22 protein-coding genes and 1 riboswitch are annotated in these 22,581 nt (G+C 61.2%); of the genes, 6 read left to right on the forward strand and 16 right to left on the reverse strand.

The features are described from left to right. Nucleotides 1–7 precede the first annotated feature (7 nt). Genes ALFI_RS11155 through ALFI_RS11170 form a run of 4 tightly spaced genes read right to left on the reverse strand, consistent with a single transcriptional unit; the run spans nucleotide 8 to nucleotide 4,658 of the window. Nucleotides 8–682 (reverse strand): DNA alkylation repair protein, encoded by a 675-nt coding sequence (locus ALFI_RS11155; protein WP_014775893.1) that lies wholly within the window; start codon nucleotides 680–682, stop codon nucleotides 8–10. Further along, nucleotides 679–2,727, reverse strand: a complete 2,049-nt coding sequence (locus ALFI_RS11160; RefSeq protein ID WP_039940076.1) for a TonB-dependent receptor plug domain-containing protein — start codon at nucleotides 2,725–2,727, stop codon at nucleotides 679–681. The genes ALFI_RS11155 and ALFI_RS11160 overlap by 4 nt, the downstream gene beginning before the upstream one ends. A gap of 7 nt (nucleotides 2,728–2,734) precedes the next feature. Continuing rightward, complete coding sequence (locus ALFI_RS11165) at nucleotides 2,735–3,619, reverse strand: hypothetical protein (RefSeq protein WP_014775894.1); 885 nt, start codon at nucleotides 3,617–3,619, stop codon at nucleotides 2,735–2,737. Nucleotides 3,620–3,635: 16 nt separating this feature from the next. Continuing rightward, nucleotides 3,636–4,658: a YncE family protein gene (locus ALFI_RS11170; RefSeq protein WP_014775895.1), complete on the reverse strand. Its 1,023-nt coding sequence runs from the start codon at nucleotides 4,656–4,658 to the stop codon at nucleotides 3,636–3,638. A gap of 113 nt (nucleotides 4,659–4,771) precedes the next feature. Beyond that, a riboswitch (cobalamin riboswitch) is annotated at nucleotides 4,772–4,971 on the reverse strand. Nucleotides 4,972–5,111: 140 nt separating this feature from the next. Here ALFI_RS11170 and ALFI_RS11175 point away from each other — a divergent pair. Genes ALFI_RS11175 through ALFI_RS16965 form a run of 3 tightly spaced genes read left to right on the forward strand, consistent with a single transcriptional unit; the run spans nucleotide 5,112 to nucleotide 9,451 of the window. Next, nucleotides 5,112–5,549, forward strand: a complete 438-nt coding sequence (locus ALFI_RS11175) for a GNAT family N-acetyltransferase (RefSeq protein WP_014775896.1) — start codon at nucleotides 5,112–5,114, stop codon at nucleotides 5,547–5,549. Beyond that, the gene (locus ALFI_RS11180) at nucleotides 5,549–8,233 is read left to right on the forward strand and encodes an AsmA family protein (RefSeq protein ID WP_014775897.1); all 2,685 of its coding nucleotides are present in this window, start codon (nucleotides 5,549–5,551) and stop codon (nucleotides 8,231–8,233) included. Before ALFI_RS11175 ends, ALFI_RS11180 begins: the two co-directional genes overlap by 1 nt. Before the next feature lie 3 nt (nucleotides 8,234–8,236). Beyond that, nucleotides 8,237–9,451 (forward strand): LysO family transporter, encoded by a 1,215-nt coding sequence (locus ALFI_RS16965; RefSeq protein WP_155835661.1) that lies wholly within the window; start codon nucleotides 8,237–8,239, stop codon nucleotides 9,449–9,451. A gap of 51 nt (nucleotides 9,452–9,502) precedes the next feature. On the opposite strand, the gene ALFI_RS11190 is transcribed toward ALFI_RS16965, so the two are convergent. The 6 genes from ALFI_RS11190 to ALFI_RS11215 all read right to left on the reverse strand — a co-directional run bounded on the left by ALFI_RS11190 (nucleotide 9,503) and on the right by ALFI_RS11215 (nucleotide 12,486). Then, complete coding sequence (locus ALFI_RS11190; protein WP_014775899.1) at nucleotides 9,503–9,787, reverse strand: winged helix-turn-helix domain-containing protein; 285 nt, start codon at nucleotides 9,785–9,787, stop codon at nucleotides 9,503–9,505. Further along, a complete protein-coding gene (locus ALFI_RS11195; protein WP_014775900.1) occupies nucleotides 9,780–10,412 on the reverse strand; it encodes a hypothetical protein in 633 nt (210 codons plus the stop codon). Before ALFI_RS11195 ends, ALFI_RS11190 begins: the two co-directional genes overlap by 8 nt. Nucleotides 10,413–10,416: 4 nt before the next feature. After that, nucleotides 10,417–10,956, reverse strand: a complete 540-nt coding sequence (locus ALFI_RS11200; protein WP_014775901.1) for a hypothetical protein — start codon at nucleotides 10,954–10,956, stop codon at nucleotides 10,417–10,419. Between the two features lie 210 nt (nucleotides 10,957–11,166). Beyond that, nucleotides 11,167–11,763 (reverse strand): hypothetical protein, encoded by a 597-nt coding sequence (locus ALFI_RS11205; RefSeq protein WP_014775902.1) that lies wholly within the window; start codon nucleotides 11,761–11,763, stop codon nucleotides 11,167–11,169. Nucleotides 11,764–11,873: 110 nt separating this feature from the next. Beyond that, nucleotides 11,874–12,245, reverse strand: coding sequence for a DUF2141 domain-containing protein (locus tag ALFI_RS11210; RefSeq protein ID WP_014775903.1), 372 nt, complete (start codon nucleotides 12,243–12,245; stop codon nucleotides 11,874–11,876). Between the two features lie 13 nt (nucleotides 12,246–12,258). Then, complete coding sequence (locus tag ALFI_RS11215) at nucleotides 12,259–12,486, reverse strand: 2TM domain-containing protein (protein WP_009597423.1); 228 nt, start codon at nucleotides 12,484–12,486, stop codon at nucleotides 12,259–12,261. Nucleotides 12,487–12,688: 202 nt separating this feature from the next. Here ALFI_RS11215 and ALFI_RS11220 point away from each other — a divergent pair, with 202 nt between their 5' ends. Beyond that, nucleotides 12,689–14,095, forward strand: coding sequence for a sialate O-acetylesterase (locus tag ALFI_RS11220; protein WP_014775904.1), 1,407 nt, complete (start codon nucleotides 12,689–12,691; stop codon nucleotides 14,093–14,095). A gap of 116 nt (nucleotides 14,096–14,211) precedes the next feature. Here the strand turns inward: ALFI_RS11220 and ALFI_RS11225 are convergent, their stop codons facing one another. Then, entirely contained in the window at nucleotides 14,212–14,511 is a 300-nt protein-coding gene (locus ALFI_RS11225) for a GNAT family N-acetyltransferase (protein WP_009597372.1), read from the reverse strand. An 80-nt stretch (nucleotides 14,512–14,591) separates the two neighbouring features. Here ALFI_RS11225 and mutY point away from each other — a divergent pair, with 80 nt between their 5' ends. After that, nucleotides 14,592–15,629, forward strand: coding sequence for an A/G-specific adenine glycosylase (mutY, locus tag ALFI_RS11230; protein WP_014775905.1), 1,038 nt, complete (start codon nucleotides 14,592–14,594; stop codon nucleotides 15,627–15,629). An 80-nt stretch (nucleotides 15,630–15,709) separates the two neighbouring features. On the opposite strand, the gene ALFI_RS11235 is transcribed toward mutY, so the two are convergent. The 5 genes from ALFI_RS11235 to ALFI_RS11255 form a co-directional block, all read right to left on the reverse strand. Then, nucleotides 15,710–16,663, reverse strand: coding sequence for a calcium/sodium antiporter (locus ALFI_RS11235; protein WP_014775906.1), 954 nt, complete (start codon nucleotides 16,661–16,663; stop codon nucleotides 15,710–15,712). A 3-nt stretch (nucleotides 16,664–16,666) separates the two neighbouring features. Further along, nucleotides 16,667–17,467, reverse strand: a complete 801-nt coding sequence (gene zupT, locus ALFI_RS11240) for a zinc transporter ZupT (RefSeq protein ID WP_042494075.1) — start codon at nucleotides 17,465–17,467, stop codon at nucleotides 16,667–16,669. Nucleotides 17,468–17,841: 374 nt separating this feature from the next. Beyond that, a complete protein-coding gene (locus ALFI_RS11245) occupies nucleotides 17,842–18,708 on the reverse strand; it encodes an HAD-IIA family hydrolase (protein WP_014775908.1) in 867 nt (288 codons plus the stop codon). Continuing rightward, nucleotides 18,708–19,604, reverse strand: a complete 897-nt coding sequence (locus ALFI_RS11250) for a glycerophosphodiester phosphodiesterase family protein (RefSeq protein ID WP_009597367.1) — start codon at nucleotides 19,602–19,604, stop codon at nucleotides 18,708–18,710. Before ALFI_RS11250 ends, ALFI_RS11245 begins: the two co-directional genes overlap by 1 nt. A 9-nt stretch (nucleotides 19,605–19,613) precedes the next feature. Then, nucleotides 19,614–20,807, reverse strand: a complete 1,194-nt coding sequence (locus ALFI_RS11255; protein ID WP_014775909.1) for a purple acid phosphatase family protein — start codon at nucleotides 20,805–20,807, stop codon at nucleotides 19,614–19,616. Between the two features lie 380 nt (nucleotides 20,808–21,187). Between ALFI_RS11255 and ALFI_RS11260 the strand changes: the two genes are divergently transcribed. Further along, a complete protein-coding gene (locus tag ALFI_RS11260; RefSeq protein ID WP_009597413.1) occupies nucleotides 21,188–22,528 on the forward strand; it encodes a sn-glycerol-1-phosphate dehydrogenase in 1,341 nt (446 codons plus the stop codon). Nucleotides 22,529–22,581: the final 53 nt, after the last annotated feature.

A 22,581-nucleotide genomic window follows, 5' to 3' on the forward strand; every position in this document is an offset into this window, starting at 1 on the left:
ACGCTTTTTACCGGCGGCGTTTCATCGCCCGGATTTCCTGCTTCGCGGCGTCGCTCACGCGGTAGGACTCGATGATTTTCTGCAGCGATTTGTTGTAGGTCCAGTCGTCCAGCGAGCAGCTTCCCAGCCAAGCGTGTGTGCGCTGCGGAAATTTGACGTAGCAGACCGACACCGCCCATGCCACGGCCATGCGGGCGTAGTAGGCTTCGTGGCGGATGCCGTCGAGCTGCCGCAGAAACGCTTCGAGGTGCTGTTCATCGACGAAATTGCCCAATCCCATGACTACGGCGAAACGCACGTCGTATTCGGCCTGCGCGTGAAAATAGGGTTGTATGAACTCCCACATCGGCTGCCGCTCGGCGGCGCGGAGCCGCCAGCAGAAGCAGTCGCAGACGGCCCAGTTGTCGATCTTGGGTACAAAGCGGGCCACGTGTGCGAGCTTTTCGGCGGGTTCGCACCGGGCATAGCCGATCACCAGCCCCTGCAGCATCCGCTCTTCGAAATAGAAATCCTCGGCTTCGGCCAGATATGCGCGCCAGTCCCCGGCGGCGATCTCCTTGGCGATGCTGCGCAATACGGGCAGGCGTATGCCCAGCACGTTTTCGACGCCCGGCATCAGCGCCGAGGTGAATTTCATGTATTTAGGCTCGGTGAGTTCGAGCAGTTGTTCACGCAGCGTCATCGTTTGCCGAATTTGGGGGTTATGCCGATGAAAAAGGAGACGTTGAGCCGCGGCATGGGGCGCGAAAGCACCGATTCGTACTCCTCGTTGAGCAGGTTGTGGATGCAGCCTTTGAGCGAGAACGACGCCCATTTGCAGTCGAGTCCCTTTTCGAGCGAGAGGTCGCTCATGAAGTAGGGTTTCACGCGGCCCAAGACGCCGAGGTCGTTGCTCGACATGGTGTAACGTTCGCTGTACCAGTTCCATTTGTAGGTCAGCTCCCACCGCCGCCACTCGACGCGCGCCGTGAGGGCCGCCGAATAGACGGGAATGTAGACGAGCTGTTTGCCGACCGATTCGTCGGCCGGGCTGAACGGATCGCCCCGGTTGATCGAACGGGTCCATGCGAAATTGCCGTCGAGGAGCAGTCGCCAGCCGCCCGAAGTCTCGGCTTCGGCCGAGAGTTTGGCTTCGACGCCGTAACTGTGGACGCGGCGGATGTTGATCGGGGTGTAGATACCCAGTTTGGGACTGCCTATCCAGAGTATCCAGTCGTCGATGCGCGAATCGAACGCCGTGGCCGACGCGCGCAGCGAACGGGCGTCGCCTTTGAGCGTCGTTTCCAAGCCCGCGTCGAACGTCCAGCCCCGTTCGGGTTTGAGGTTCTTGTTGCCGCCGGGACGGAAGTAGAGGTCGTTGAGCGTGGGGTAGCGGTAGTTGCGGGCGGCCGAAGCCCGGACGACCACGCTGCCGCGTTTCGAGAGCACGTAGTCCGCGAACAGCGCCGGGATGACGGGCGTGGTACGGTCTCCGTATAACTCCCACCGCAGGTCGGCGGCGACGCCCAGCCGCGGCACGGGACGCCATTTCACGGCGGCGAACGCCGAAAGTTCGAACCGCTCCTGCCGGTAGAGCGTATCGGCCCGCAGGCCGTTGTTGCCGATCACCGAGAGGTCGCCGCTGCGCACCCGGTGCTGATGGAGGGCGGCGTTGGCCGAGAAGAGCCACTTCTCGCCGAGCGCATATTCGGCTTCGGCCTTGGCGAAGAGCGTGTGAATGCGGCTCCGGGCGTCGGTATTGACGACGAACTGCCCTTTGCCTTCGGGGTCCTGCTTGAGCAGGTAGCGCAGATCGGTGTAGGTGTAACCCGCGCGTGCGCCGAGTTTCAGTCCGTTGCGCAGCCGCTCCCAGCCTGCCACGGCCCGCAGCGTGCGCTCGTCCTGCGTATTCTGTTTCTGTTTGCTTTTGTTGCGGTCGGACGTGAGCATCGCCAGTCCGCGGTGCGAATCGAGGTACCATGCCGCCAGCGAGAACCGGTCGCCGCCGCGCGTGGTGTAATAGAGTTCCTGCATGACGTGCAGGTCGCGGAATCCGCCGTTGCGGTTGCGCTGCAGGGGGTAATATTCGCCGACGATTTGGCCGTCGTCGTCGGTTACGAACTCTTTCGAGTTGTAGTTGCGGAAGCGGAAATCATTGTCCGAGGTGCTGTAGAGCACGCGCGTCGAACTGCTCCACCGCGCGCCTCCGTAGGTCAGGTGCAGGAATTCGTCGAACGTGGCGAACGACCCGATGCCCTGCACGTAACGCAGCCCCAATCCCTGCTCCGCGGGGGCTTTGGTCGCCAGCGTCACCGCGCCGCCCAGCCCGCCGCCGGTGACGCCCACCGAGCTGGCTCCGTGATAGATCGTCGCGTCGTCGATGAAATAGGCGGGTATCAGCGAAAAATCGACCTGTCCGAGCATCGGCGAATTGACCTTCATGTCGTTCCACGTCACCTGCGTGTGCGAGGGCGCCGTGCCGCGGAACGAGGCGGTCGCGAGCGTTGCGCGGCCGTAGGATTTGATGAAGATGGTCGAACCCGTCGCCAGGGCGTCGGCCAGCGATGCGGTGATGTTTTCGCGCAGGACGAGCGTGTCCAGCTCGGTGCGCTGTACGCCGATCTCCTTCATCGGGCGGCGTCCCGAAATATCGACCGACTCGATGGCGATGGTGCGGGCCGTCGAGTCACGCTGCGCCGCGGCGGGCAGGGCGCAGGTCAGGCAGAGGAGTATCGTCGCGGTGCGCAGCACGCGGTCAGTTGCGTTTGGTTACGGTCCGGTAGCAGCCGATGCCGCACACTTCGGTCGAAATCTCGCCGATCAGCGGGGCTTTGGCGTTCACGCCCGTCTGCACCTTGATGAAGTCGATCTGCTGCAAGTTGGCGGGCGAACCGTCGGCCGTCACGGCGTCGCTGATGCGCAGGCGGTTGGTCGTTCCGATCCGGTCCACCGTCGAGAAGTTGTCGGCGTAGCCCCATGCGAACGCCTGAGGTCTCCACTGTCCGTCGGCCTGTTCGACGTTGTCGCGCAGCCGCGTGCCCGTGAATTTCAGGTCGGCGGACTCGATCCATGCCGGGCAGTAGGACGCCTGCGTATGTTCGTCCATTCGGTCGATCGTGCCGCTGCCGCCCCGGTCGTCGGTCCATGCGGCGGAGCCGTCGGCGAGCGGCGTGTAGGTGACCGCATATCCCCGGATCGTCGCGGCGTTGTCGTACTCGCTGCCTTTCAGCTCGTACCACGTGTCGTCGGGCACTCCGTTGCCGTTGGCGTCCTGCATGACCCAGACGACGCCCGGCTCGGACGAGGTGTTCATGGCGTTGCCCTTGACGTAAAGGTCGTAACCGCCCGTGTTGGGTACCGGCTCGGCGAATGCCGCGACGAGGTATCCGCCCCATCCGCCGAGCGAAACCCAGTTGTTCTCGGCGAAGCGCGCGGCAGCGTACCGGCAGGCTTTCTCCGGCGTATCCACGTTGTCGAACGCGCCGCCGGAGCGCGCCTCTTCGTTGATGAACTGTCCCGGTGCGGGAGTGTATTCGAGAATCCGGGCCACGGGTTCGTCCGTCTGCGTGGTCGTGATCTCTTCGCCGGAGTTGCAGGCGGCCAGCAGAAGAGCCGCCAGAGGGAATGCGTATTTTTTCATCTTCTTCGAATGTTTTTTACGGTTTGAAACAGAACGATCCGGGGGTGATGCCGACGCGTATCGTGTCGATGGCCGCGCCCCGCGCCGTGAAGCGGTAGACCACGCCGTGCTGGACGTAGTCGATGGCGTCGGCCACGTAGACCTCCGAGGTCAGCGGATCGACCGCCACTTCGTAATAGGTGGTCTGCGTATAGGGCAGGAACGGCGTGACGGGCAGCTCCTCGGCGTCGACCCGCATGCGCCAGACGTCGCGGTTGATGAAGTAGAGCGTGTCGCGCGTGCCGTTGAGGGTGACCGACGAGGGATGGTCGCCCGCGGCGAACGTATAGGTCTGCTCGACGCGGCGCGTGGCGGCGTCGATGCGGTAGAGCGCCGCCGGAATGCCTGCGGTGCGTCCGTCGGTGACGGTCCAGAGTTTGCCGAAGCGGTCGAGGACCAGCGACGAAGGCTGCGGCCCGACCTCGATCGAGTCCACCAGCGTTTCGCGTGCGGCGTCCACGACCAGAATCTTGTCGTCGTACGACCAGCAGTTTACGAACACTTCGTCGCCCCACTGCACCATCTGTTCGGTCGATTTGTGGCCGTTCATCGGAATCCGGCCGCGGATACGGTTGCTGCGGGAATCCACGACCGTGATGCGCGGATCGTAAAGGTCGGTGATATAGGCCGTCGTGTCGTTGGGGAAGTGGATGTAACGCGGCGAGACGACCCCTTCGATCACTCCCGTGACGCGGAAAGTCGCCGGGTCGATGACATAGACCGCGCCCGAATTGTTCACCACGACGTATCCGCGTCCTTTGTGGAGGGTCATGGACTGGGCGACGTCGCCCAGTTTCATGCCGTTCGCGCGGATGAAGATTTCGTTTTCGACAGTTCGCGCCGCAGGATCGTAGAACGACAGCGAAGCGTTGTCCCAGCCGAAGTTGCCCTCGCACGTGATGAACACGCCGCGCTGCGACTGTGCGAACGGCTCTTCATGCAGCGGTCCGTAGTCCATGCAGGCGCAGCAGAATCCTGCGCCGGCGCATAGAACCGCCATATGTCGTAAAACGCGTTTCATCGGCTTTCAAATGACTGCGGCTGGTACGGGCGGACGTGTCGTATGCTGATTTTGGCGACGGCCTGCTGCGCCCCATTCTCCGCAGGGTGCATAATGGTTGAACGGCATGCGGCAGGTCTTCTGACTCGTTACCGTTCCGGCGCCTTCCCGTCCCGGAGGACAGTGGCCAAAGAGTGCCGGAACATGTTGCGTAACTTACAGCAGCGGGAACTGTTGCCGGATTTCACGGCATTCCCTTTTAATCCCCGCGCCCTTCCGGGGCGTTTCGGGAACCGATGCGACGCAAAAGTAATCTTTTTTCGAGACATGCCCCAAAGATTCGGACGAAAATATTAACTTTGTTGAGTAAATTGCGGCTCTGCGGACTCCGGCGAGGGTGATCGGCGGAGCTGTTGTGAAAAAAAGATTAACTTTGCCCGAAAATCGGATGTTATGACGGTTGAGATACGACGGATAACCCAAGTCTCGGATGCGCTCGAAGAGGCGTTCGCGCGGCTGATGCCGCAGCTTTCGCCGCGGCTGGGCGCGCCCTCCCGCGAGGTGTTGCGGCGTGTGGCCGGAAGCGAAACCGGGGCGTTGCTGGCCGCTGTGGCCGGGGAACGCATCGTCGGGGTGCTGATGCTGGCGTGGTACGATGCGCCTTCGGGGCGCAAGGCGTGGATCGAGGACGTCGTGGTGGACGGCGCGGCACGCGGCTGCGGCGCGGGCGATGCGCTGGTGCGCGCCGCCGTGGAGCATGCGGCCCGCATCGGCGCCGGGAAGGTGATGCTGACGTCGAACCCGGCGCGCGAAGCCGCTAGGGCGCTTTATCGCAAAGTCGGATTCGAAGAGGTGGAAACCACGGTTTTCGCCTTTAAAACAGATAAGTGATGAAAAAATTCGTGAAGATTGCGGCCATCGTGGTGGCCGTCGTGCTGGTGATCGCTCTGGTGGCGCCGATGGTGCTGCGGGGCAAGATCGCCGAGATTGTGAAGCGTGAGGCCAATGCGATGCTCGATGCGCGGCTCGATTTCGAGAAGCTGGACATCAGCCTGTTGCGCCATTTTCCCCGTGCTTCGCTCGACCTGAAGGGACTGACGCTGGTGGGCGAGGAGCCTTTCGCGGGCGATACGATCGTCGCCGCGCAGCGGATTTCGGTGGTCGTGAACGTGATGTCGCTTTTCGGCGACGAGGGGTTCGAGGTGACGAAGATCATCCTTTCGGAGCCTGCGCTCCATGCGCACAAACTCGCCGACGGCAGGGTGAACTGGGACGTTATGAAGGCTTCGGAAGAGGCTCAGGGCGAAGAGGAAAGCCCCGCCGATGCGGAACCTTCGTCGTTCCGCCTTTCGGTCCGCGACTTCAGGATCAGCGACGCGTCGATCCGTTACGAGGACGATTCGACGGGCATGCGCTTCTCGACCGCACCGCTGTCGCTCCGTCTGCGGGGCGATATGTCGGCCGACCAGACCGACCTCGACCTGCGGCTGACGGCCAAGGGCATGCGGCTGGTTTCGGGCGGTATTCCGATGCTCAGCGGCGCCGAAGCGGAGCTGGATGCGGTGATTGCGGCCGATCTGGCGAACAGCCGCTTTACCTTCTCGCAGAACAAACTGCGCCTGAACGCCATCGAGGTAGGTCTCGACGGCTGGGTGGAGCTGAAAGACGACGCCGTGGCCATGGACGTCACGGCCGGCTGCGACAAGGTGCAGTTCAAGGACGTGCTTTCGCTCGTTCCGGCCTTCTACACCCGCGACTTCCGTAATCTTGCGGCCGGCGGCGAACTTTCGATGGCGCTCTGGGCGCGCGGCGAAATGCGCGGTGCGGCGCTTCCGGCGTTCGAGCTCAGGACGGAGGTGCGCAACGGCAGTTTCCAGTACTCGTCGCTGCCCAAGGCGGTGGACGGCATCAACATCGACGTCCGGATCGCCAATCCCGGCGGCGTGGCGGATAAGACTGAAATCGACCTCTCGAAATTCACGCTCCGGATGGCCGGGAATTCGCTTTCGGCGTCGGCTTATGCGACCAATCTGGTCAGCGACCCGACGTTCCGTGCCGCGGTGGACGGCCGTGTCGATCTGGGGGCCGTCAAAGAGGTGTATCCGCTAGAAAAGGGGATGGAACTGAGCGGCCTGATTACCGCCGACGTGAAGGTTTCGGGCCGTATGTCCGACATCGAAAAGAGCCGCTACGAGCGGATCGGCGCGTCGGGAACGTTCGTCGTCGAGCGGCTGGGTCTGACCATGCCCGAACTGCCTGCGGTCCATATCCGCCGTGCCGCAGCGACCATTACGCCCGCGGCCATGACGCTCGGCGAACTCGGCCTTACGATAGGCCGGAGCGATCTGGCGGCCAACGGCCAGCTGTCAGGCTACATCGGCTACCTGCTGCGGGGCGACATGCTTTCGGGACGTCTCTATGTGAAGTCCGACCTGCTGGACCTGAACGAAATGATGAACGTCATGCCCGATTCCGCACCGGAGGAGACCCCGGAGACGTCGTCGGCCGGGACTTCCGCCGAACCGGCGCAGGCGCTCGAAGTGCCGCGCAACCTGAATCTTTCGCTCAATACCGAACTGCAGAAGGTGCTCTTCCAGAAAATGACCGTATCCGGCATATCGGGCGAGATGCGCGTGGCCGGCGGCGCCCTTTCGCTCGAACGGCTGCGCATGCAGCTCTTCGGCGGTTCGGCGACCGCTTCGGGCAGCTATTCGACGGCGGCCGATCCGCAGCGTCCGGCGCTGAAGCTGTCGCTGGGGCTTTCGGGCGCTTCGTTCTCCAAGACGTTCGACGAACTGGAGATGGTGCAGAAACTCGTGCCGCTGTTCGCCAAAACGGGCGGCGATTATTCGTTGTCGCTCGATATGACGACCGCGCTCGATCCGAATATGGAACCCGACCTGCAGTCGCTCAGCGCCACGGGCGAAATCAAGTCGGCGAACATCCGTATCCAGAACCTCGAAGCGTTCGATGCGCTGGCCAAGGCGCTCGACAACGACAAACTGCGGAAAATCGAAGCCAAGGACGTCGCCGTCCGTTTCTCGATCAGGGACGGTCGGATTACGACCCAGCCTTTCGACCTGAAGATGGGCGACATAAAGATCAACATGTCCGGTTCGACGGGACTCGACCAGACCATCGACTATACGGCCAAGGTGGCCCTGCCTGCGGGTTCTGCGGGCGGGAGCTTGGAGTCGGTCAATGTCGGCATAGGCGGCACGTTTACCTCGCCCAAGATTACGCTCGGCGTGAAGGAAGCGGCCGAGCAGGCCGTGAAGAACGTCATTGACCAGCAGATTCAGAAGCTTACGGGCAGCGAATCGCTCGGCGAGGAGATTCAGAAGCAGGCCGACAACCTGCGCAAGGAGGCCAAACGTGCCGGCGACAAGCTGGTCGAAGCCGCCGAAGCGCAGCGCACGAAACTTGTGGACGGCGCCAAGGAGAAGGGCGCTTTGGCGAAGCTGGCGGCCGAGAAAGCGGGCGACAAGCTGGTCGAAGAGGCCAAGAAGCAGGCCGACAAACTCAGCGCCGAAGCTGAAAGACAGATCGAAAAACTCACGGCGAAGCAGGAGTAGGCAATGCTTGTTCTTTTCGCCGTCATTTTCGGAGGAATCGTCACGGGGCGCCTGCTGCAAAGCCGGCGCCTCGCCTTCGTCTCCCGGCTGATCGCCGTCATCATCTGGGCGTTGTTGTTCCTGCTCGGACTGGAGGTCGGTTCCGATCCCGCCGTCGTGGGCGGCATGGCGACGCTGGGGCGTACCGCCTTCGTGATCTTCGTCTTCTCGGTCGCGGGAAGCATCGGGGCTTCGTGGCTGTTGTGGCGGCGTATCCGGGGCCGCAGTGCTTCCGGGACGGAGGGCACCGGGGCAAATCCGGCATCTGCAGGCTCTGTTTCGGGCCGGGAACTTGGGACCGGAGGCGGGGGCTGCGGTGCGAATTGCTCTTCCGGGACTGTTGCGGATATATCTTCCGAAACGTTCCCGAATCCGGCGGCGTGTGGCGCGTCATGCTCTGCTGAACCTTCGGATTCAGCGGTGGGTCGCGTGTCATGCTCGCCCGAACCTTCGGAGCCGGCATTGTTTCGCGCGCCGTGTTCTCCCCAATCTTCGGAACCGACGGCGTGCGAGCCGACGCCCGCGCCTGCTTGTCCGGCATCCGATCCGGAAAAGCCGCTGTCGATGTGGAATGCACTGAAAGGGAGTCTGGTGATCGTCGCCTTCTTCGTCGCCGGATGCGTCGCGGGACTTTTCGCTCTCGTGCCGTTCGATGTCGCCGGGGCGCGCGTCAGCACGTATGTTCTCTATGCGCTGATGTTTTGTGTCGGCGTGACGCTGGGCCATGATGAAACCCTTGCGGGACGTGTCCGGCGGCTCGATCCGCGGCTGGCGCTGCTGCCCGTGATGACTGCCGTCGGAACGCTGGCGGGCGCGGCTCTCGCGACGCCGCTTCTGCCGCCGCTGGCCGTGACCGATACGCTGGCCGTCGGTTCGGGTTTCGGCTATTATTCGCTGTCGAGCATCTTTATCGCCGATTTCCGGGGCGCGGAGCTGGGAACCGTCGCTCTGCTATGCAACGTCATGCGCGAGATCTTCACGCTGCTGGCCGCGCCGCTGGTCGTCCGTTGGTGCGGACCGCTGGCGGCCGTCTCGATCGGCGGTGCGACCACCTTCGACACCACGCTGCCCGTCATCACGCAGGCGGCCGGAAAGCCCTATGCCGTGGTTTCGATTTTCCACGGCTGCACGCTCGATTTCAGCGTTCCGTTTCTGGTGACGTTTTTCTGTACGCTGTAATTGTTGGCCGCAATAAAAATTCCCGCGGGTCTCTTGTATCCGGCGGGCGTTTTATTTCCGGATATAGGTCTGCAACGCCGCGACGTATTCGGCGAAGGCGTCGCGTCCCGTGTCGGTGATGCGGCAGACGGTGCAGGGCATCTTGCCCCGGAAGGTCTTTTCGATTTCGATGTAATTCGCTTTCGCCAGCTTGTCCAGCTGTACCGAAAGGTTGCCCGCCGTGGCTCCGGTCTGCTGCCGGATGAAGACGAAATCGGCGCTTTCGACCCCAATGAGGATCGACATCACGGCCAGACGCAGTTCGGAATGCAGCAGGGGGTTGAGTTCTTTAAACACGGTTCCTGCGTTCGTTGTAGCGCAGCACGATTCCCGTTCCGAAGAAGAGGATGACGGCTGCCGCAAGGGTGAGTATGAATTGGGAGACGGTCTCTCCTGCTGCTGCGGCCCGGAAAATCCATGCGGCGAGAAATGCCCCCGCAATGCTGATGAAGAGCAGTCCGCCCAGCGATCCGCTCTGGTTCGACCGGTTGGCTTCGCTGCGGCGGAACAGTTCGCCCGTGACGCCCGCCGCAATGGCTGCGCCCATGGTCAGCAGTCCCATGACGGGCAGCTGCAGTCCGTCGCCCGCGGCTACGTATCCCGCAGTGTAGAGACATACGCCGAGCGCATAGGCCCAGACGTTCATCAGTGTCCGGTCGTTGGCCGTGACCGTGCGGTGACTTCTGTAATGGAAATAGAGTGCGGCCAGCCCGGCGACCGTCCCGGCGAGGACCAGCATCAGCGTCAAATCCCGGCCCGTCGTCCGCCGGACGACGTAATCCGCCGTTGTGACGGCCAGCGCCAGCGCTCCTGCGCCGAAGAAAAGCGTGCTCCGCACGAAACTCAGTTTGCGGCGCTGCGCTTCGAGCGAGCGGGCGATCAGCTCCATCGCCTCTTTTTCGGACATTTTCCGTTCTTCCATACGGCTATTGTTTCGGATGATTCGACTTGTAGTTGAGAATATGCCCCGGCACGATCATCATTGCGACGAATCCGGCGATAAAGAGCGCCGGCACCCAGTAACCGGTTGCGGCGAGCGATACGGGGGCGAGGATGATCGCCGCGGCCCCGCCGACGGCGGCCGGGACGAAGCGGATGACAAGCCCCGTGATGGCTGTTCCCATGCCCATCATCAGCAGGATGACGAAGAGGATCGGGACCGGCATGTCGCCGAATACCGAGAGCAGGCTGACGAACCACGCCGTGAGACCCATTACCAGCCATACCTGACCGATTACGCGGTCGATGAAGGTGTAGACCCTGCCGCCGTCCGCCTTGGGCATCGTCAGCAGACTCAGCGCGGTTCCGAATACGGGCAGCAGCAGCCATAGGTAGTACCAGTTCCGGCCCGGAAAGAGTGCGTAGGCGGCCCATACGGCGAGTGTCGTGACGACGGTCGCATAGCCCCATATCAGGAACGGCCGCCCGGCGTTGCGGACCATGCGGCTGCGGGTGTTGTCGATCATGCGGCCGACGAGTGCGATGTTTTCGGCGGCGTCCAGCGGCCTGTCCGCCGGTGCGCTGCCCGTTGCCGCGCCATCTGCCGCAGTGCTGTCCGTTGCCGCGCCGCCCTCCGCAGTGCCGTTTTCGGTCGCTGCGCCGTCTTCCTCCGTACTGCCGTCTTCCTCTGCTGCGCCGTCTTTCGTCGCCCTGCCGGGCCGCGGTCCGGCCGCTTGTTACACGTCGCTGCGGGAGTGTCTGTACCGGTAATTGAGGATATGCCCCGGAATAATCGTCATCAGGACGAAGGCTGCCAGAAACAGTCCGGCGTGCCAGTTTCCGGTGACGACGAGCGAGACCGACGCCAGCACGATTCCGGCGATGCCGCCTGCCACGCCGGGCTTGAAGCCGATGATCAGGTTGTTGATGGTCGTGCCCAGACCGATCATCAGCAATACGGTGAATGCGACCGGAAACCGGACGACGAAACAGATCGCCAGCGTGCTTATCAGCAGGGTGGCGGGGCCTATTACGCTCCAGATGAGGTCGAGTACGCGGTCTACGTAGGTGTGCACCGAGCCTTCGGCCGCCTTGGGGCGCGTGAAGTACATCAGCGCGCCGCCCAAGAGGGGTAGCATGAACCAAAGGTAGTTCCAGCGTATGTCTCCGGTGCAGGACACTGCGGCCCATACGGCGATCAATGTCGCGGCGGTCGCATAGCCCCACGCCAGAAACGGCCGTCCGGCGTTGCGGACCATGCGGCTGCGGGTATTTTCGATCATCCGCCCGATGAGTGCCAAACTCTCGGCGGCATCCAGCTTTCTGTCTTCCATGTCTGTCGGATTTCGGGGTTAAAGTTACGAATTTGTTCCGGGTGTTCTTCGCTTTTCACCGGATGTCTGCGCGTCTTCTGCGGCGTTTCTGCCGTATGCGGGGCGGCGGTTTATTCCGCGGCAGGGTAGCGGAGGCGTATCGTCACGGCGTTCCGCTCTGCGGGCAGGGCGCGCTTTTTCGCGGCATAGCCTTCGGCCGGGCCGCGTTCGCCCGTCTTCATTTTGTAGTCGCCGTCCTCGTCGTGGAGGAGCGATACCTCGGCCGTTTCGGCGTCGATGCCTTCGAGCGTTACCACGACTTCGCCCCTCTTGGCGGGCGACATGCCGTATACGGGCTGTTCATGTCCGGCGACTTTCGCCATCGCCAGAACATTGCCTTTGTCGCTGCGGATGTCCGTTACGGTGATTTCAAGGGTTTTGGCCGCGGCGGCAACGGATGCCAGCGCAAAAATGACGGTCAGGACGAGTTTCCATGCTTTCATGGTTGCGGAGGTTTTAGCGGTAATTGTTTTCGTCGTCGCAGTCGGTGAGATACCAGACCAGCGACAGCACCAGATTCAGCCCCCATCCTGCTGCGACCCATGCCACCCACCAGTAATGGGGCGAGGTCTGCCAGTTGACGAAGGCGAGGAATGCGCAGACTACGAGGTAGGTGGTGATGCGGCGTGCGAACCAGCGGCCGAAAAGGCGGCGTTTGTCCGGGGAGGTGTTCGTGAGTTCCATGCTGTTCGGTTTTTTAAGATTCTTTTATTGTGCCATAAATATATTGCGAATATAAAGTAGTTTATATAATAAACCAAATTTTCCGGCGGGATTTTTTCAAAAAAACAGATACCTATATTAATTACGAGGAAATTTTCCGCATTCCGTTGTTTTTCATCCGCCGAAAAATCGTATTTTTGCAGAAATTCGATACCGATCCGTTATGAAAAGAATCCTCCTGCTTTTTATCGCCCTTGCGGCCGTATGGGGCGCCGCGGCTAAAATCCGGCTGCCCGAAATCATCGGCAACGACATGGTGCTTCAGCAGAATGCCGAGGTCCGGTTGTGGGGCTGGGCCGAGCCGCATGCCGCGGTGAAAGTCGAGACCTCGTGGGGCGCCGGAGCCGCCGTGAAAAGCGACGCCGACGGCCGCTGGGCCGTATCGGTCCGGACGCCGGCCGGAAGTTACGAGCCGCAGCGGATTACCTTCGCCAGCGGCGACCGCGTGACGTTCGACCGCGTGCTGATCGGCGAAGTGTGGTTCGCCGGAGGGCAGAGCAATATGGAGATGCCGCTCGGCGGTTTCTGGCAGTGTCCGGTTACGGATGCGAACGAGATCATCGCCCGCGCGGGCGCCAAAAGCGGAAAACTCCATTATGTGAAGATTCCGCATGCCGCAGCCTATACGCCGCAGGACCGGACGGCCGGAAGCTGGACGCCCTGCACGACCGCTACTGCGGCGAAATTCACCGCTGCGGGTTACTTCTTCGCCGAAATGCTCAACGACGTGCTCGGCGTTCCGGTCGGCATCATCGACTGCTCGTGGGGCGGAAGCCGCGTCGAAAGCTGGATGAGCCGCGAAGTGCTGAGCGGTTATTCGGACATCGACCTGACCGAAGAGGGAATCTCCCGCGTCGCGCAGCACCTGCGTCCGATGGTCATGTACAATGCCATGCTCCGTCCTGTGGCGGGCTATACCGTCCGCGGATTCCTCTGGTATCAGGGCGAATCGAACGTCGGCCGCTACATGGATTACGCCGCGCGGCTGGCCGATATGGTCTCGTTGTGGCGCGGATTGTGGGGGCGGGACGACCTGCCGTTCTATTACGTCGAGATCGCTCCCTTCGAGTACGGCAACGGGAAGTCGCCCTACCTGCGCGAAGCGCAGTGCCGGGCGCAGGAGTTGATTCCCAACAGCGGCATGATCTGCACCAACGATCTGGTGGAGCCTTATGAGTTTTGCAATGTCCACCCGAAGAACAAGCGGGACGTGGGGTACCGGCTGGCTTTCATGGCGCTGAACAAGACCTACGGGATGAAGGAGATCGCCTGCCAAAGCCCGCAGTACGAGTCGATGGAGATCCGCGACGGCAAGGCCCATGTCAGGTTCAAGTATATGGATCAGGGTTTCAACCGGATGGCCGACATCCGCGGATTCGAGATCTGCGGCGCCGACAAGGTATTTTATCCGGCCGATGCGGTCGTCGAAAACCAGTTCGCTCTGGTCGTTTCGTCGGAGAAAGTGCCGGAACCCGTGGCCGTGCGCTACTGCTTCCGCGATTTCCAGCCGGGCAATCTGGCCGATACCCGCGAACTGCCGGTCGTTCCTTTCCGTACGGACGATTTCTGAGTTTGCTGACCGTCGGAATTGCAGGACCCGGCCCTGAAAAATGAAATTCACCCCTGCCGCACTTCGCTGCGCAGGGGTGAAATCGTCTGAGACCGCTTGTCCGGCCGGTTCCTGCGTTATTTGGCGGGTACTTCCTTCAGCACCACGTCCGCCCATTCGGGATGGCGGTAGATGTATTGTGCCACAAAGGGGCACTGGGGGATCATCGGCAGTTTTTTGGCGCGGAGATCCTCCAATACGGCGCGCGTCAGCTCCGAGCCGATGCCCTGTCCTTCGTATTTTTCGGGAACCTCGGTGTGCGTCAGGACGATGAATCCCTGCGCCTTGATGTATTCGATCATGGCGAGGTCCCCGTCGAGGTCGAATTCGTATCGCTTTTCCGCAGCGTTGTCGATCAGTTCGTGTTTCTTTTCCATAATCCTGAGTTTTAGATGTCGGCTTGGTTTCTTCAAATATAGAGCCTAAACGGGAAAATTGCTACTTTTGCAGACAGAATATGGACAACATTTCCGATATATTGCTGGACTGGTACGCCCGACACGGCCGCGATCTGCCTTGGAGACGCACCCGCGATCCTTACCGCATCTGGCTTTCCGAAGTTATCCTCCAGCAGACCCGCGTCGCACAGGGCATGGACTATTACCTGCGCTTCACGGAGCGCTTTCCCGACGTCGGGTCGCTGGCCGCCGCTCCGGAGGACGAGGTGCTCAAGTTGTGGCAGGGACTCGGCTATTACAGCCGTGCGTGCAACCTGCACGCTGCGGCGCGGCAGGTCGCGGAGCGGTTCGGAGGCGTGTTTCCCCGGTCTTACGACGAGGTCCGCTCGCTGCGGGGCGTCGGCGACTATACCGCCGCGGCCGTCTGCTCGGCCGCTTACGACGCTCCCTGCGCCGTGCTCGACGGCAATGTTTTCCGGGTGCTGGCGCGGCTTTTCGATATCGACCTTCCGATCGACTCCACGGCCGGAAAGCGCACGTTCGCTGAATTGGCGCAAACGCAGCTCGATATGCGTTGTCCGGGGCGTTACAATCAGGCCGTCATGGATTTCGGGGCGCTGCAATGCACTCCGGCGCAGCCCGGATGCGCCGACTGTCCGCTTGCGGCGCGCTGTCTGGCTCTGGCCGCAGGAACGGTTGCGGAGCGTCCCGTCAAGCAGGCGAAAACCAAGGTGCGCGACCGTTGGTTCAACTACCTGCACGTCACATGCGGCGACCGGACCTTGTTGCGGCGGCGCGGGGAAGGCGACATCTGGCAGGGATTGTACGAGTTTCCGATGATCGAGACGGACCGTGCGGCGGATTTCTCGGAACTAACCGATTCGGAAGAGTTCCGAACCGTGTTGGGTGGCGTCGAATGGCGTCTGCTGCGGAGCGTTGCAATGCCGAAACACCAGCTCTCGCACCAGACGCTGCATGCCGTGTTCCACCGCTTCGAGATCTTTTCCCCTGTGGATTTCCCCTCCGTGCCGACCGCCACGCTGGGCGACTATGCCGTGCCGCGGCTGATCGACCGCTATCTGGACCGGCAGCCGTGAAAAATCCCTGCCGCGGCAGGGATTCGTCTTGTGTGCAAACGCCGCCGGGAGACGGCACGTTTTGCCCGTGTATCTGTCCGTCAGCGTATCAGATACCAGATATAGGCGACGTATATCATCAGGAAGATCGCGCCCTCCCAGCGGTCGATCTGCTTCCTGCGGAAGGTGAACGCCGTCAGCAGCAACAGCAGGGAGCTTAGCACCACCATCAGAATGTCGGTCGTCGTGATGCCGCCCATCGTCAGCGGGCGGATCGTCGCGCTCACGCCGAGGATCAGCAGTATGTTGGCGATGTTGGACCCGATGACGTTGCCCAGCGCCATTTCTGACTTGCCTTTGAGCAGCGATACGACCGACGAGGCCAGTTCGGGCAGCGATGTGCCGCCCGCGACGAGCGTAATGGCGATAACCGATTCGCTGATGCCCAGCCTGCGGGCGATCTCCGTGGCGCTTTTCAGGAACATGTCGCCGCCGAAAATCAGCCCGGCGAGTCCTCCGGCGATCATGACGACCGCCAGCCAGAGGGCCGCCGGCTTTTTGGCGCCGGCATCGGCGGGCACCGCTTCGGGCCGTTTCGTGGTGCGGATCGTGAACCACATCAGCGCAATGTAGAGCGCCACCATGACGATGCCGTCGATGCGGCCGATTCTGTCCGCCGCCCCCGCACATATCAGGCGGTCCGAAGTGACGGCCAGCAGGATCAGCGACGCGGCCATGCCGAAGGGAATGTCGCGCCGGATGTTGCTCCGGGTGAGGGGCAGCGGCCGGATCAGGGCGCAGACGCCGAGGATCAGAAAGACGTTGAAGAGGTTCGAGCCGACGACGTTTCCGATCGCCACGTCGCTGTTGCCCGCCGCGGCCGAGAGTACCGAGACGACCAGTTCGGGCGTCGAGGTGCCTACGGCGACGATCGTCAGGCCGATGATGAATTCCGGAACCCGGAAGCGTTGCGCGACGGCGGCCGAGCCGTCCGTCAGGAAATTTGCGCCGGCGAGAATCAGTCCCAGTCCGACGATCAGCAGCAGAATGTCCATAATCTATGCAAGCAGAATCAGGCTGACGGCCATGAGCGCCATGCCGGCCACCACGCCGTAAATCGAAATGTGAGCTTCGCCGTATTCGCGGGCTGCGGGCAGCAGTTCGTCGATCGAGATGAAGACCATGATGCCCGCGACTCCGGCCAGTATGCAGCCCATCAGCGTCGGCGACATGAAGGGCATCAGCACCAGATAGGCCAGCAGTGCGCCGACCGGCTCGGCGAGTCCCGACAGCAGCGAGAGTTTGAACGCCTTTTTGCGGTCGCCCGTGGCGTAGAAGATCGGAATCGAGACCGCAATGCCTTCGGGAATGTTGTGGATGGCGATCGCCACGGCGATTGCCACGCCCAGCGCCATGTTGTCCACGGCCGACGTGAAGGTGGCGATACCTTCCGGGAAGTTGTGGATGCCGATGGCCAGCGCCGTCATCATGCCCATGCGCATCAGTTTGGGGTTGCGGGGTTGTTTGTCCATCTCCTCGACCATGTGGGCCTCGTGGGGGTTCTCGAACGAGGGAACCAGCCGGTCGATGACGCCGATGAGCAGGATGCCCGCGAAGAAGCTGACCACGGTGACGATTATCCCCGTATGCGCGCCCCACTCCTCCGAAAGAGTTGTCTGCGCCTGCTGGAACAACTCGACGAACGAGACGTAGATCATCACGCCGCCCGACAGTCCGAGCGAGAACGACAGCAGCCGCTTGTTGGTGCGGCGGGCGAAAAAGGCGATCGCGCTGCCGATGCCGGTGGCCAGACCGGCTCCGAGCGTCAGCAGCAGCGGGATGAGAATATTGTGCTCCATATTGATATGCGGTTTGTCGTTGACTTCGCAAATATAGTGCTTTTCCGGCGAAAGAGACGGAAAAACCGAATCCATTTGGATTCGGTTTTCTGATACCGGCATAATTGCAGCCTGTTTTGTTTGTGGGCAATTGTTCCGGTGTGTTTGCTCGTGCATGGTTGTTCCGGCCCTTTTGTCGGTGCAGGTCGTTCCGGCTTGCCGGTCCGTGTGCGGTTGTTCCCGTTCTTTGGGACGAGCGCGGCTGTTTTCGTGCTTTGGTTCGTGTACGCCTGTTCCCGTCCTTTGGTCTAGACGGGGTTTTCGCTTCGTTGGTCCGAACATGGCTTTCCCGCTCCGTTCTGCCGGATATGCCCCCGGTGCGGAGGCGGGCCTGCCTATTTGCCGTGCGCCTCGCGGATCAGCCGGCCCAGCACTTCGATGCTGTCTGCGGTGATGTGCGGCTGCGGATCGGCTTTGTCGGCTACGTCGAGCGTCGTTTCGCCTGAAAGCACCAGCACTCCCATCGCTTTGGCGTTGTGGGCCATCGCCACGTCGGTGTAGATGCGGTCGCCGACCATGGCGATCTGGTCGGGCTTGAGGCCGTGGCGCGAAAGGATGCCCGAAAGCATGTTGGGATCGGGCTTGCCGAGCGTGATGTCGGGACGCCGTCCCGTGGCATGCCCGATGCAGGCGCAGATCGAGCCGCAGTCCACCAGCACCGTCGGCTGGTCGGTGGGGCATACGCGGTCGGGATTGGTGGCGATGTAGGGTACGCCCTGCGACACCCACCATGCCGCGCGGCAGAGCCGGTCGTATTGCAGCGTCATGTCGAACGCCGCGACGATTACGTCGGGCACGTCGTCGGCCGAATCCGCCGCCGATTCGAACCCGGCAGCTTCGAACTCCGAGATCATGCTCGGCGTGCCGAGCAGGAAGAGCCGTTTGGCTGCGGGGTAGTGTTGTTTGATGTAGTCGATGGTCGCCAGCGCCGTCGTATACATCTCCTCGCGTGTGGCATGGATGCCCAGCGTTTCGAGTTTGTGTAGGTAGTCGGCGATGGATTTGGAGGGGTTGTTGGTCAGGAACGAATAGCCGATTCCCAGCTCTTTCAGCCCTTCGAGGAAGGGTTTGGTGTAGGGGAAGAGCGACATGCCCATGTAGATCGTGCCGTCCATGTCGAGCGCCACGTGTTTGATGCCGCGCAGCCGCTCCATCAGTTCGTCGTGTGTGTAAACCGAGCGGAATTTGTCGAATGTTGCCATTATTTTCGTGTTAGATTGAGATGCTGGAACAGGTAGGGATAGTCGGTTTCGATCACGTCGCATCCCGTGGGGATTTCGAGTTCGTAACCTTTGATTTTCTCGGCGTCGGTCGCCCGCCGGTCGTGGGTCGGGGCGAGCGAAATCATGCACATCACGCCCTTCTCGTGCAGCTTGTCGTAAAGCTCCTGCTGGTCGGGGAGCATCATCGTGCCGACATAGGCCATCATCTGCGACCACGGAATGCGCTCTTCGGCGTATTCGCCGAACTCCTTCATGTTCTTGCACCAGCACGAGAACATCGCCTGCGGGTCGCGGTCCAAGTAGGTGCGGGCCTGCCGGGCGTTGCGCACGGTGTACATTACGTTGGCGGGCGCCAGCCGGTTGATGAAGTCCGACATCACCTCCAGCGGCACGTCCTTGATGTCGAGGTTGAGGATGGTCTTGCCCCGGCTCCAGACGATGCACTCTTCGAGCGTCGGAATCTTATAGGGCGTGACGTTGCCTTCGCGGTCCTTGAGGAAGAACTGCTGCAACTCTTCGAAGGTGTAGTCCGACACCTTGCCCGTGCCGGTGGTCGTGCGGTCGATCGTGGCGTCGTGCATCAGCACGATCACGCTGTCCTTGGTCAGGCGCGGGTCGATTTCGAAGAACGAAGGCATCATCGAGAGGGTCTTCTCGAAGGATTCGATGCAGTTTTCGGGATAGCCCGTCACCATGCCGCCGCGGTGGCCGCTGACGACGATCGGACGCTCCGGTGCGTACCGGAACCAGTCGTGCAGCTGGGCGCGGCTTTCGATGTCGGTGTAAAAAGGTCCTTCGGCCTTTTTGCCGCTTTCGGCGCATCCCCACAGCAGGGTGCCCAGCGTAAGGGCTGTCAGTAGTCTGAAAGTTTTCATGGATGGTTTTTATCGGTTGTTTTTCGTAATCTTGTGTTCTTTCAGCACATTGCCTGCCGTATCGACTACCCGGATGTCGATGCCCTTTTCGTCGGCCTTGACGACCGTTTTGTCGTTGTTGGAATTGATCAGGATCGGGAAATCGGCGCCGCGGCTCCGGTCGTCGATCCATTGGTAACGGTGGTAGTGGCCGCAGAGCATCAGGTCTATGCCGCTTCCGTCGAGTATCGGGAGAAACAGCCGTTCGATCTCCAGCTCGCCGTGCCAGCCGCGTCCCTTGTTGGGCGGCATGTGGATCAGGACGATGCGGTAGGGCGCCGACCGGAACTCTTCGCCGGCGACTACGCCCCTGAGCCACTGCGCCTGCTGTTCGCGGTAAGCGTCGGCGGTCGAAAGCCCGTAATAGCGGATGTCGCTGTCGGGTTTGTCCTCGCAGCCGTCGAGTACGACGAAGAAGACGGGACCGCGGCGGAACGTATAGTAACTTTCGCCGGTCGGCGTGGGGAAGTAGTCGAGCCAGTGCCGGGCGAACTTGCCGCGTCCGTCGTGGTTGCCGCGCATCACGACGAGCGGAATGCCCGCCGGGGTGAGCAGCTCCGACGCCGATGCGAGGAATCCTTCGAAAAGCGCCTTCTCCGATTCGATCGAATTCAGCAGGTCGCCGTTCAGGCATACGAAGTCGGGCTTCTGGCGCGGTGCGTCCCCGATAAGCAGCTGGAAGACGGAATCGCGGCCGTGGATGTCGTTCACCATCCAGAATTCCAGCTCGTTCCGGTCCGCGCTGGGCGTTGTGACGGGATAGGGCGCGTGTTTGAGTATGTCGCTGCCGTAGCCCTCGCCCAATACGACCCGTTTGTTGCCTTCGTCGCTGAGCACGGCCTGCTGCATGATGCGGTAGCGGTAGGTTTTGCCCGGTTCGAGTCCGCCGACGCGCACCCGGTGCAGTTTGCCCAGACGCCGCCGTCCGAGGTGCGAGTCGTAGTATTTGGGGCGTTCGACGGCATAGAAGTGCGTTCCGTCATCGGGGGCCGTTTCGACCCACGCCGCCGCGTCCGTCGTTGTCGTCCAGATTACGGTGAATCCGTCCTCGGTCACGTTCTGGAGGTAGGGACCTCCGGCGATGCGTGCCGACGGTTGTGAAAATGCCGGACTTGCGGGTAATGATGCTAAAAAGCAAGTTAATAGAAATAGCGTATTTTTCATATTGTTTCTTTCTGTTGTGCTTCTGATTTACAAAAATAGGTAAAATCCCTCAGGTTCCAAAACGAAACCGAATAGATTTTGCATTTATTTCGATTTTACTGTCAGAGGGGTTGTTTTGTGGTGGAACGGACGGAATGGGGGCGGTTGTCGTGCCGGACGATTGTTTGTTACGGAGAGTCCGGACCTTTGTTTTACATGGAATAATCCTGAAAAAGAAATCTTTTTTTGCTATTTTTATGTTGTGATTTTGGCGTAAGGAAGTAAAAAAGGAAAAAATGGAGTGCTATTTGTTGTGTGAAAACAAATAATTATGTATATTTGCCTTTGCTTTGGATGCCCTTTTGTCGCTTCTGTGTGAATTAATTCAATCGTTAATAGTAATGAATAAAGTAGAAAGCGCTCTGTCGCGCACGACCGATACCAAAGCTCTGGTAATCGGAATCGAAACCCTTCCGCGGGTCGCGGATATGTTCAAGGAACTCTTTCCCGGCAGGCGTGCGCTTGTCGTCGCCGATGCCAATACGTGGCGGGCGGCCGGAGGCGATGTTCACCGGATTCTGGCTCAGGCGGGTGTTGCGCAGGACGAGCCGCATGTTTTCACCGATCCGAAGCTTTATGCCGAGTGGACGTTCGTCGAACAGCTGGACGGGGTGCTGTCCCGCACCGACGCCATTCCCGTCGCAGTGGGATCGGGCGTTATCAACGACCTGACCAAACTCTGCTCGCACCACAACGGGCGCCGCTATATGGTCGTGGGAACCGCGGCGTCGATGGACGGCTATACGGCCTACGGAGCCTCGATCACCAAGGACGGCAACAAACAGACCTTCGACTGTCCGGCTCCGCTGGGCATGGTGCTCGATCCGACGATCGCCGCCGCCGCGCCTGCGAAAATGTCGGCGTCGGGATATGCCGACCTGATTGCGAAGATTCCGGCCGGGGCCGATTGGATGCTCGCCGATGCGGTCGGCTCCGAACTGCTCGACGAATTCGCCTTTTCGGTGGTGCAGGACGGACTGAAGGACGCCCTCTGCGACCCCGCAGGCGTGCGTGCCGGCAATGTGGCCAAGGTCGAACAGCTGGCCGAAGGTTTGCTGCTGAGCGGTTTCGCGATGCAGGCTACGCAGTCGAGCCGCCCCGCGTCGGGCGCCGAACACCAGTTCAGCCACCTTTGGGACATGGAGCACCTCAAATACAACGGCGCATCCGTCTCGCACGGTTTCAAGGTCGGCATCGGCACGCTGGCTTCGACGGCTTTTATCGAGATGCTGCTCGATACGCCGGTCGAGACGCTCGACGTCGAAAAATGCGTCGCCGCATGGAAATCGTGGGAGGAGACCGAAAAGGATATCTACCGGATTTTCGACAACGATCCTGAGTTCGTGGCCCGCGGTCTGGTCGAGACCAAAGGCAAGTATGTCGATAAGGAGGGGCTGCGCCGCCAGCTGCAGCGTCTGCAGAAGGCGTGGCCCGCGCTGAGCGGCCATATCCGCCGGCAGATCATTCCCTTCGGCGAGGTCCGCCGCCGTCTCGAACTGGTCGGGGCGCCTTACGAGCCGGAGCATATCGGCGTTTCGCGCGCCAAGTTCCGCGCCAGCTTCGAAAAGATACCCTACATGCGCAGCCGCTTTACGGTGATCGATATCGCGTTCCGCTGCGGATGGATGGATGAATGGCTCGACAAACTCTTCGGAAAAGGCGGAATTTGGGAAATAAAATAGCATTTGGGAAATAAAGTAGTATATTTGCTTTCTGAAACTACTAAACTTTCATT

The organism is Alistipes finegoldii DSM 17242 (assembly GCF_000265365.1).
In the GTDB taxonomy this organism is placed as follows: domain Bacteria; phylum Bacteroidota; class Bacteroidia; order Bacteroidales; family Rikenellaceae; genus Alistipes; species Alistipes finegoldii.

What these genes read in the sequence shown, in the direction of transcription:
- ALFI_RS11195 (WP_014775900.1), bottom strand. Translation starts at nt 10,412, where the DNA reads ATGGAAGAACGGAAAATGTCCGAAAAAGAGGCGATGGAGCTGATCGCC.
- ALFI_RS11225 (WP_009597372.1), bottom strand. Translation starts at nt 14,511, where the DNA reads ATGGAAAAGAAACACGAACTGATCGACAACGCTGCGGAAAAGCGATAC.
- ALFI_RS11210 (WP_014775903.1), bottom strand. Translation starts at nt 12,245, where the DNA reads ATGAAAGCATGGAAACTCGTCCTGACCGTCATTTTTGCGCTGGCATCC.
- ALFI_RS11205 (WP_014775902.1), bottom strand. Translation starts at nt 11,763, where the DNA reads ATGGAAGACAGAAAGCTGGATGCCGCCGAGAGTTTGGCACTCATCGGG.
- ALFI_RS11165 (WP_014775894.1), bottom strand. Translation starts at nt 3,619, where the DNA reads ATGAAAAAATACGCATTCCCTCTGGCGGCTCTTCTGCTGGCCGCCTGC.
- ALFI_RS11235 (WP_014775906.1), bottom strand. Translation starts at nt 16,663, where the DNA reads ATGGACATTCTGCTGCTGATCGTCGGACTGGGACTGATTCTCGCCGGC.
- ALFI_RS11220 (WP_014775904.1), top strand. Translation starts at nt 12,689, where the DNA reads ATGAAAAGAATCCTCCTGCTTTTTATCGCCCTTGCGGCCGTATGGGGC.
- ALFI_RS11170 (WP_014775895.1), bottom strand. Translation starts at nt 4,658, where the DNA reads ATGGCGGTTCTATGCGCCGGCGCAGGATTCTGCTGCGCCTGCATGGAC.
- ALFI_RS11250 (WP_009597367.1), bottom strand. Translation starts at nt 19,604, where the DNA reads ATGAAAACTTTCAGACTACTGACAGCCCTTACGCTGGGCACCCTGCTG.
- mutY (WP_014775905.1), top strand. Translation starts at nt 14,592, where the DNA reads ATGGACAACATTTCCGATATATTGCTGGACTGGTACGCCCGACACGGC.
- ALFI_RS11215 (WP_009597423.1), bottom strand. Translation starts at nt 12,486, where the DNA reads ATGGAACTCACGAACACCTCCCCGGACAAACGCCGCCTTTTCGGCCGC.
- zupT (WP_042494075.1), bottom strand. Translation starts at nt 17,467, where the DNA reads ATGGAGCACAATATTCTCATCCCGCTGCTGCTGACGCTCGGAGCCGGT.
- ALFI_RS11180 (WP_014775897.1), top strand. Translation starts at nt 5,549, where the DNA reads ATGAAAAAATTCGTGAAGATTGCGGCCATCGTGGTGGCCGTCGTGCTG.
- ALFI_RS11260 (WP_009597413.1), top strand. Translation starts at nt 21,188, where the DNA reads ATGAATAAAGTAGAAAGCGCTCTGTCGCGCACGACCGATACCAAAGCT.
- ALFI_RS11245 (WP_014775908.1), bottom strand. Translation starts at nt 18,708, where the DNA reads ATGGCAACATTCGACAAATTCCGCTCGGTTTACACACACGACGAACTG.
- ALFI_RS11255 (WP_014775909.1), bottom strand. Translation starts at nt 20,807, where the DNA reads ATGAAAAATACGCTATTTCTATTAACTTGCTTTTTAGCATCATTACCC.
- ALFI_RS16965 (WP_155835661.1), top strand. Translation starts at nt 8,237, where the DNA reads ATGCTTGTTCTTTTCGCCGTCATTTTCGGAGGAATCGTCACGGGGCGC.
- ALFI_RS11175 (WP_014775896.1), top strand. Translation starts at nt 5,112, where the DNA reads ATGACGGTTGAGATACGACGGATAACCCAAGTCTCGGATGCGCTCGAA.
- ALFI_RS11155 (WP_014775893.1), bottom strand. Translation starts at nt 682, where the DNA reads ATGACGCTGCGTGAACAACTGCTCGAACTCACCGAGCCTAAATACATG.
- ALFI_RS11200 (WP_014775901.1), bottom strand. Translation starts at nt 10,956, where the DNA reads ATGATCGACAACACCCGCAGCCGCATGGTCCGCAACGCCGGGCGGCCG.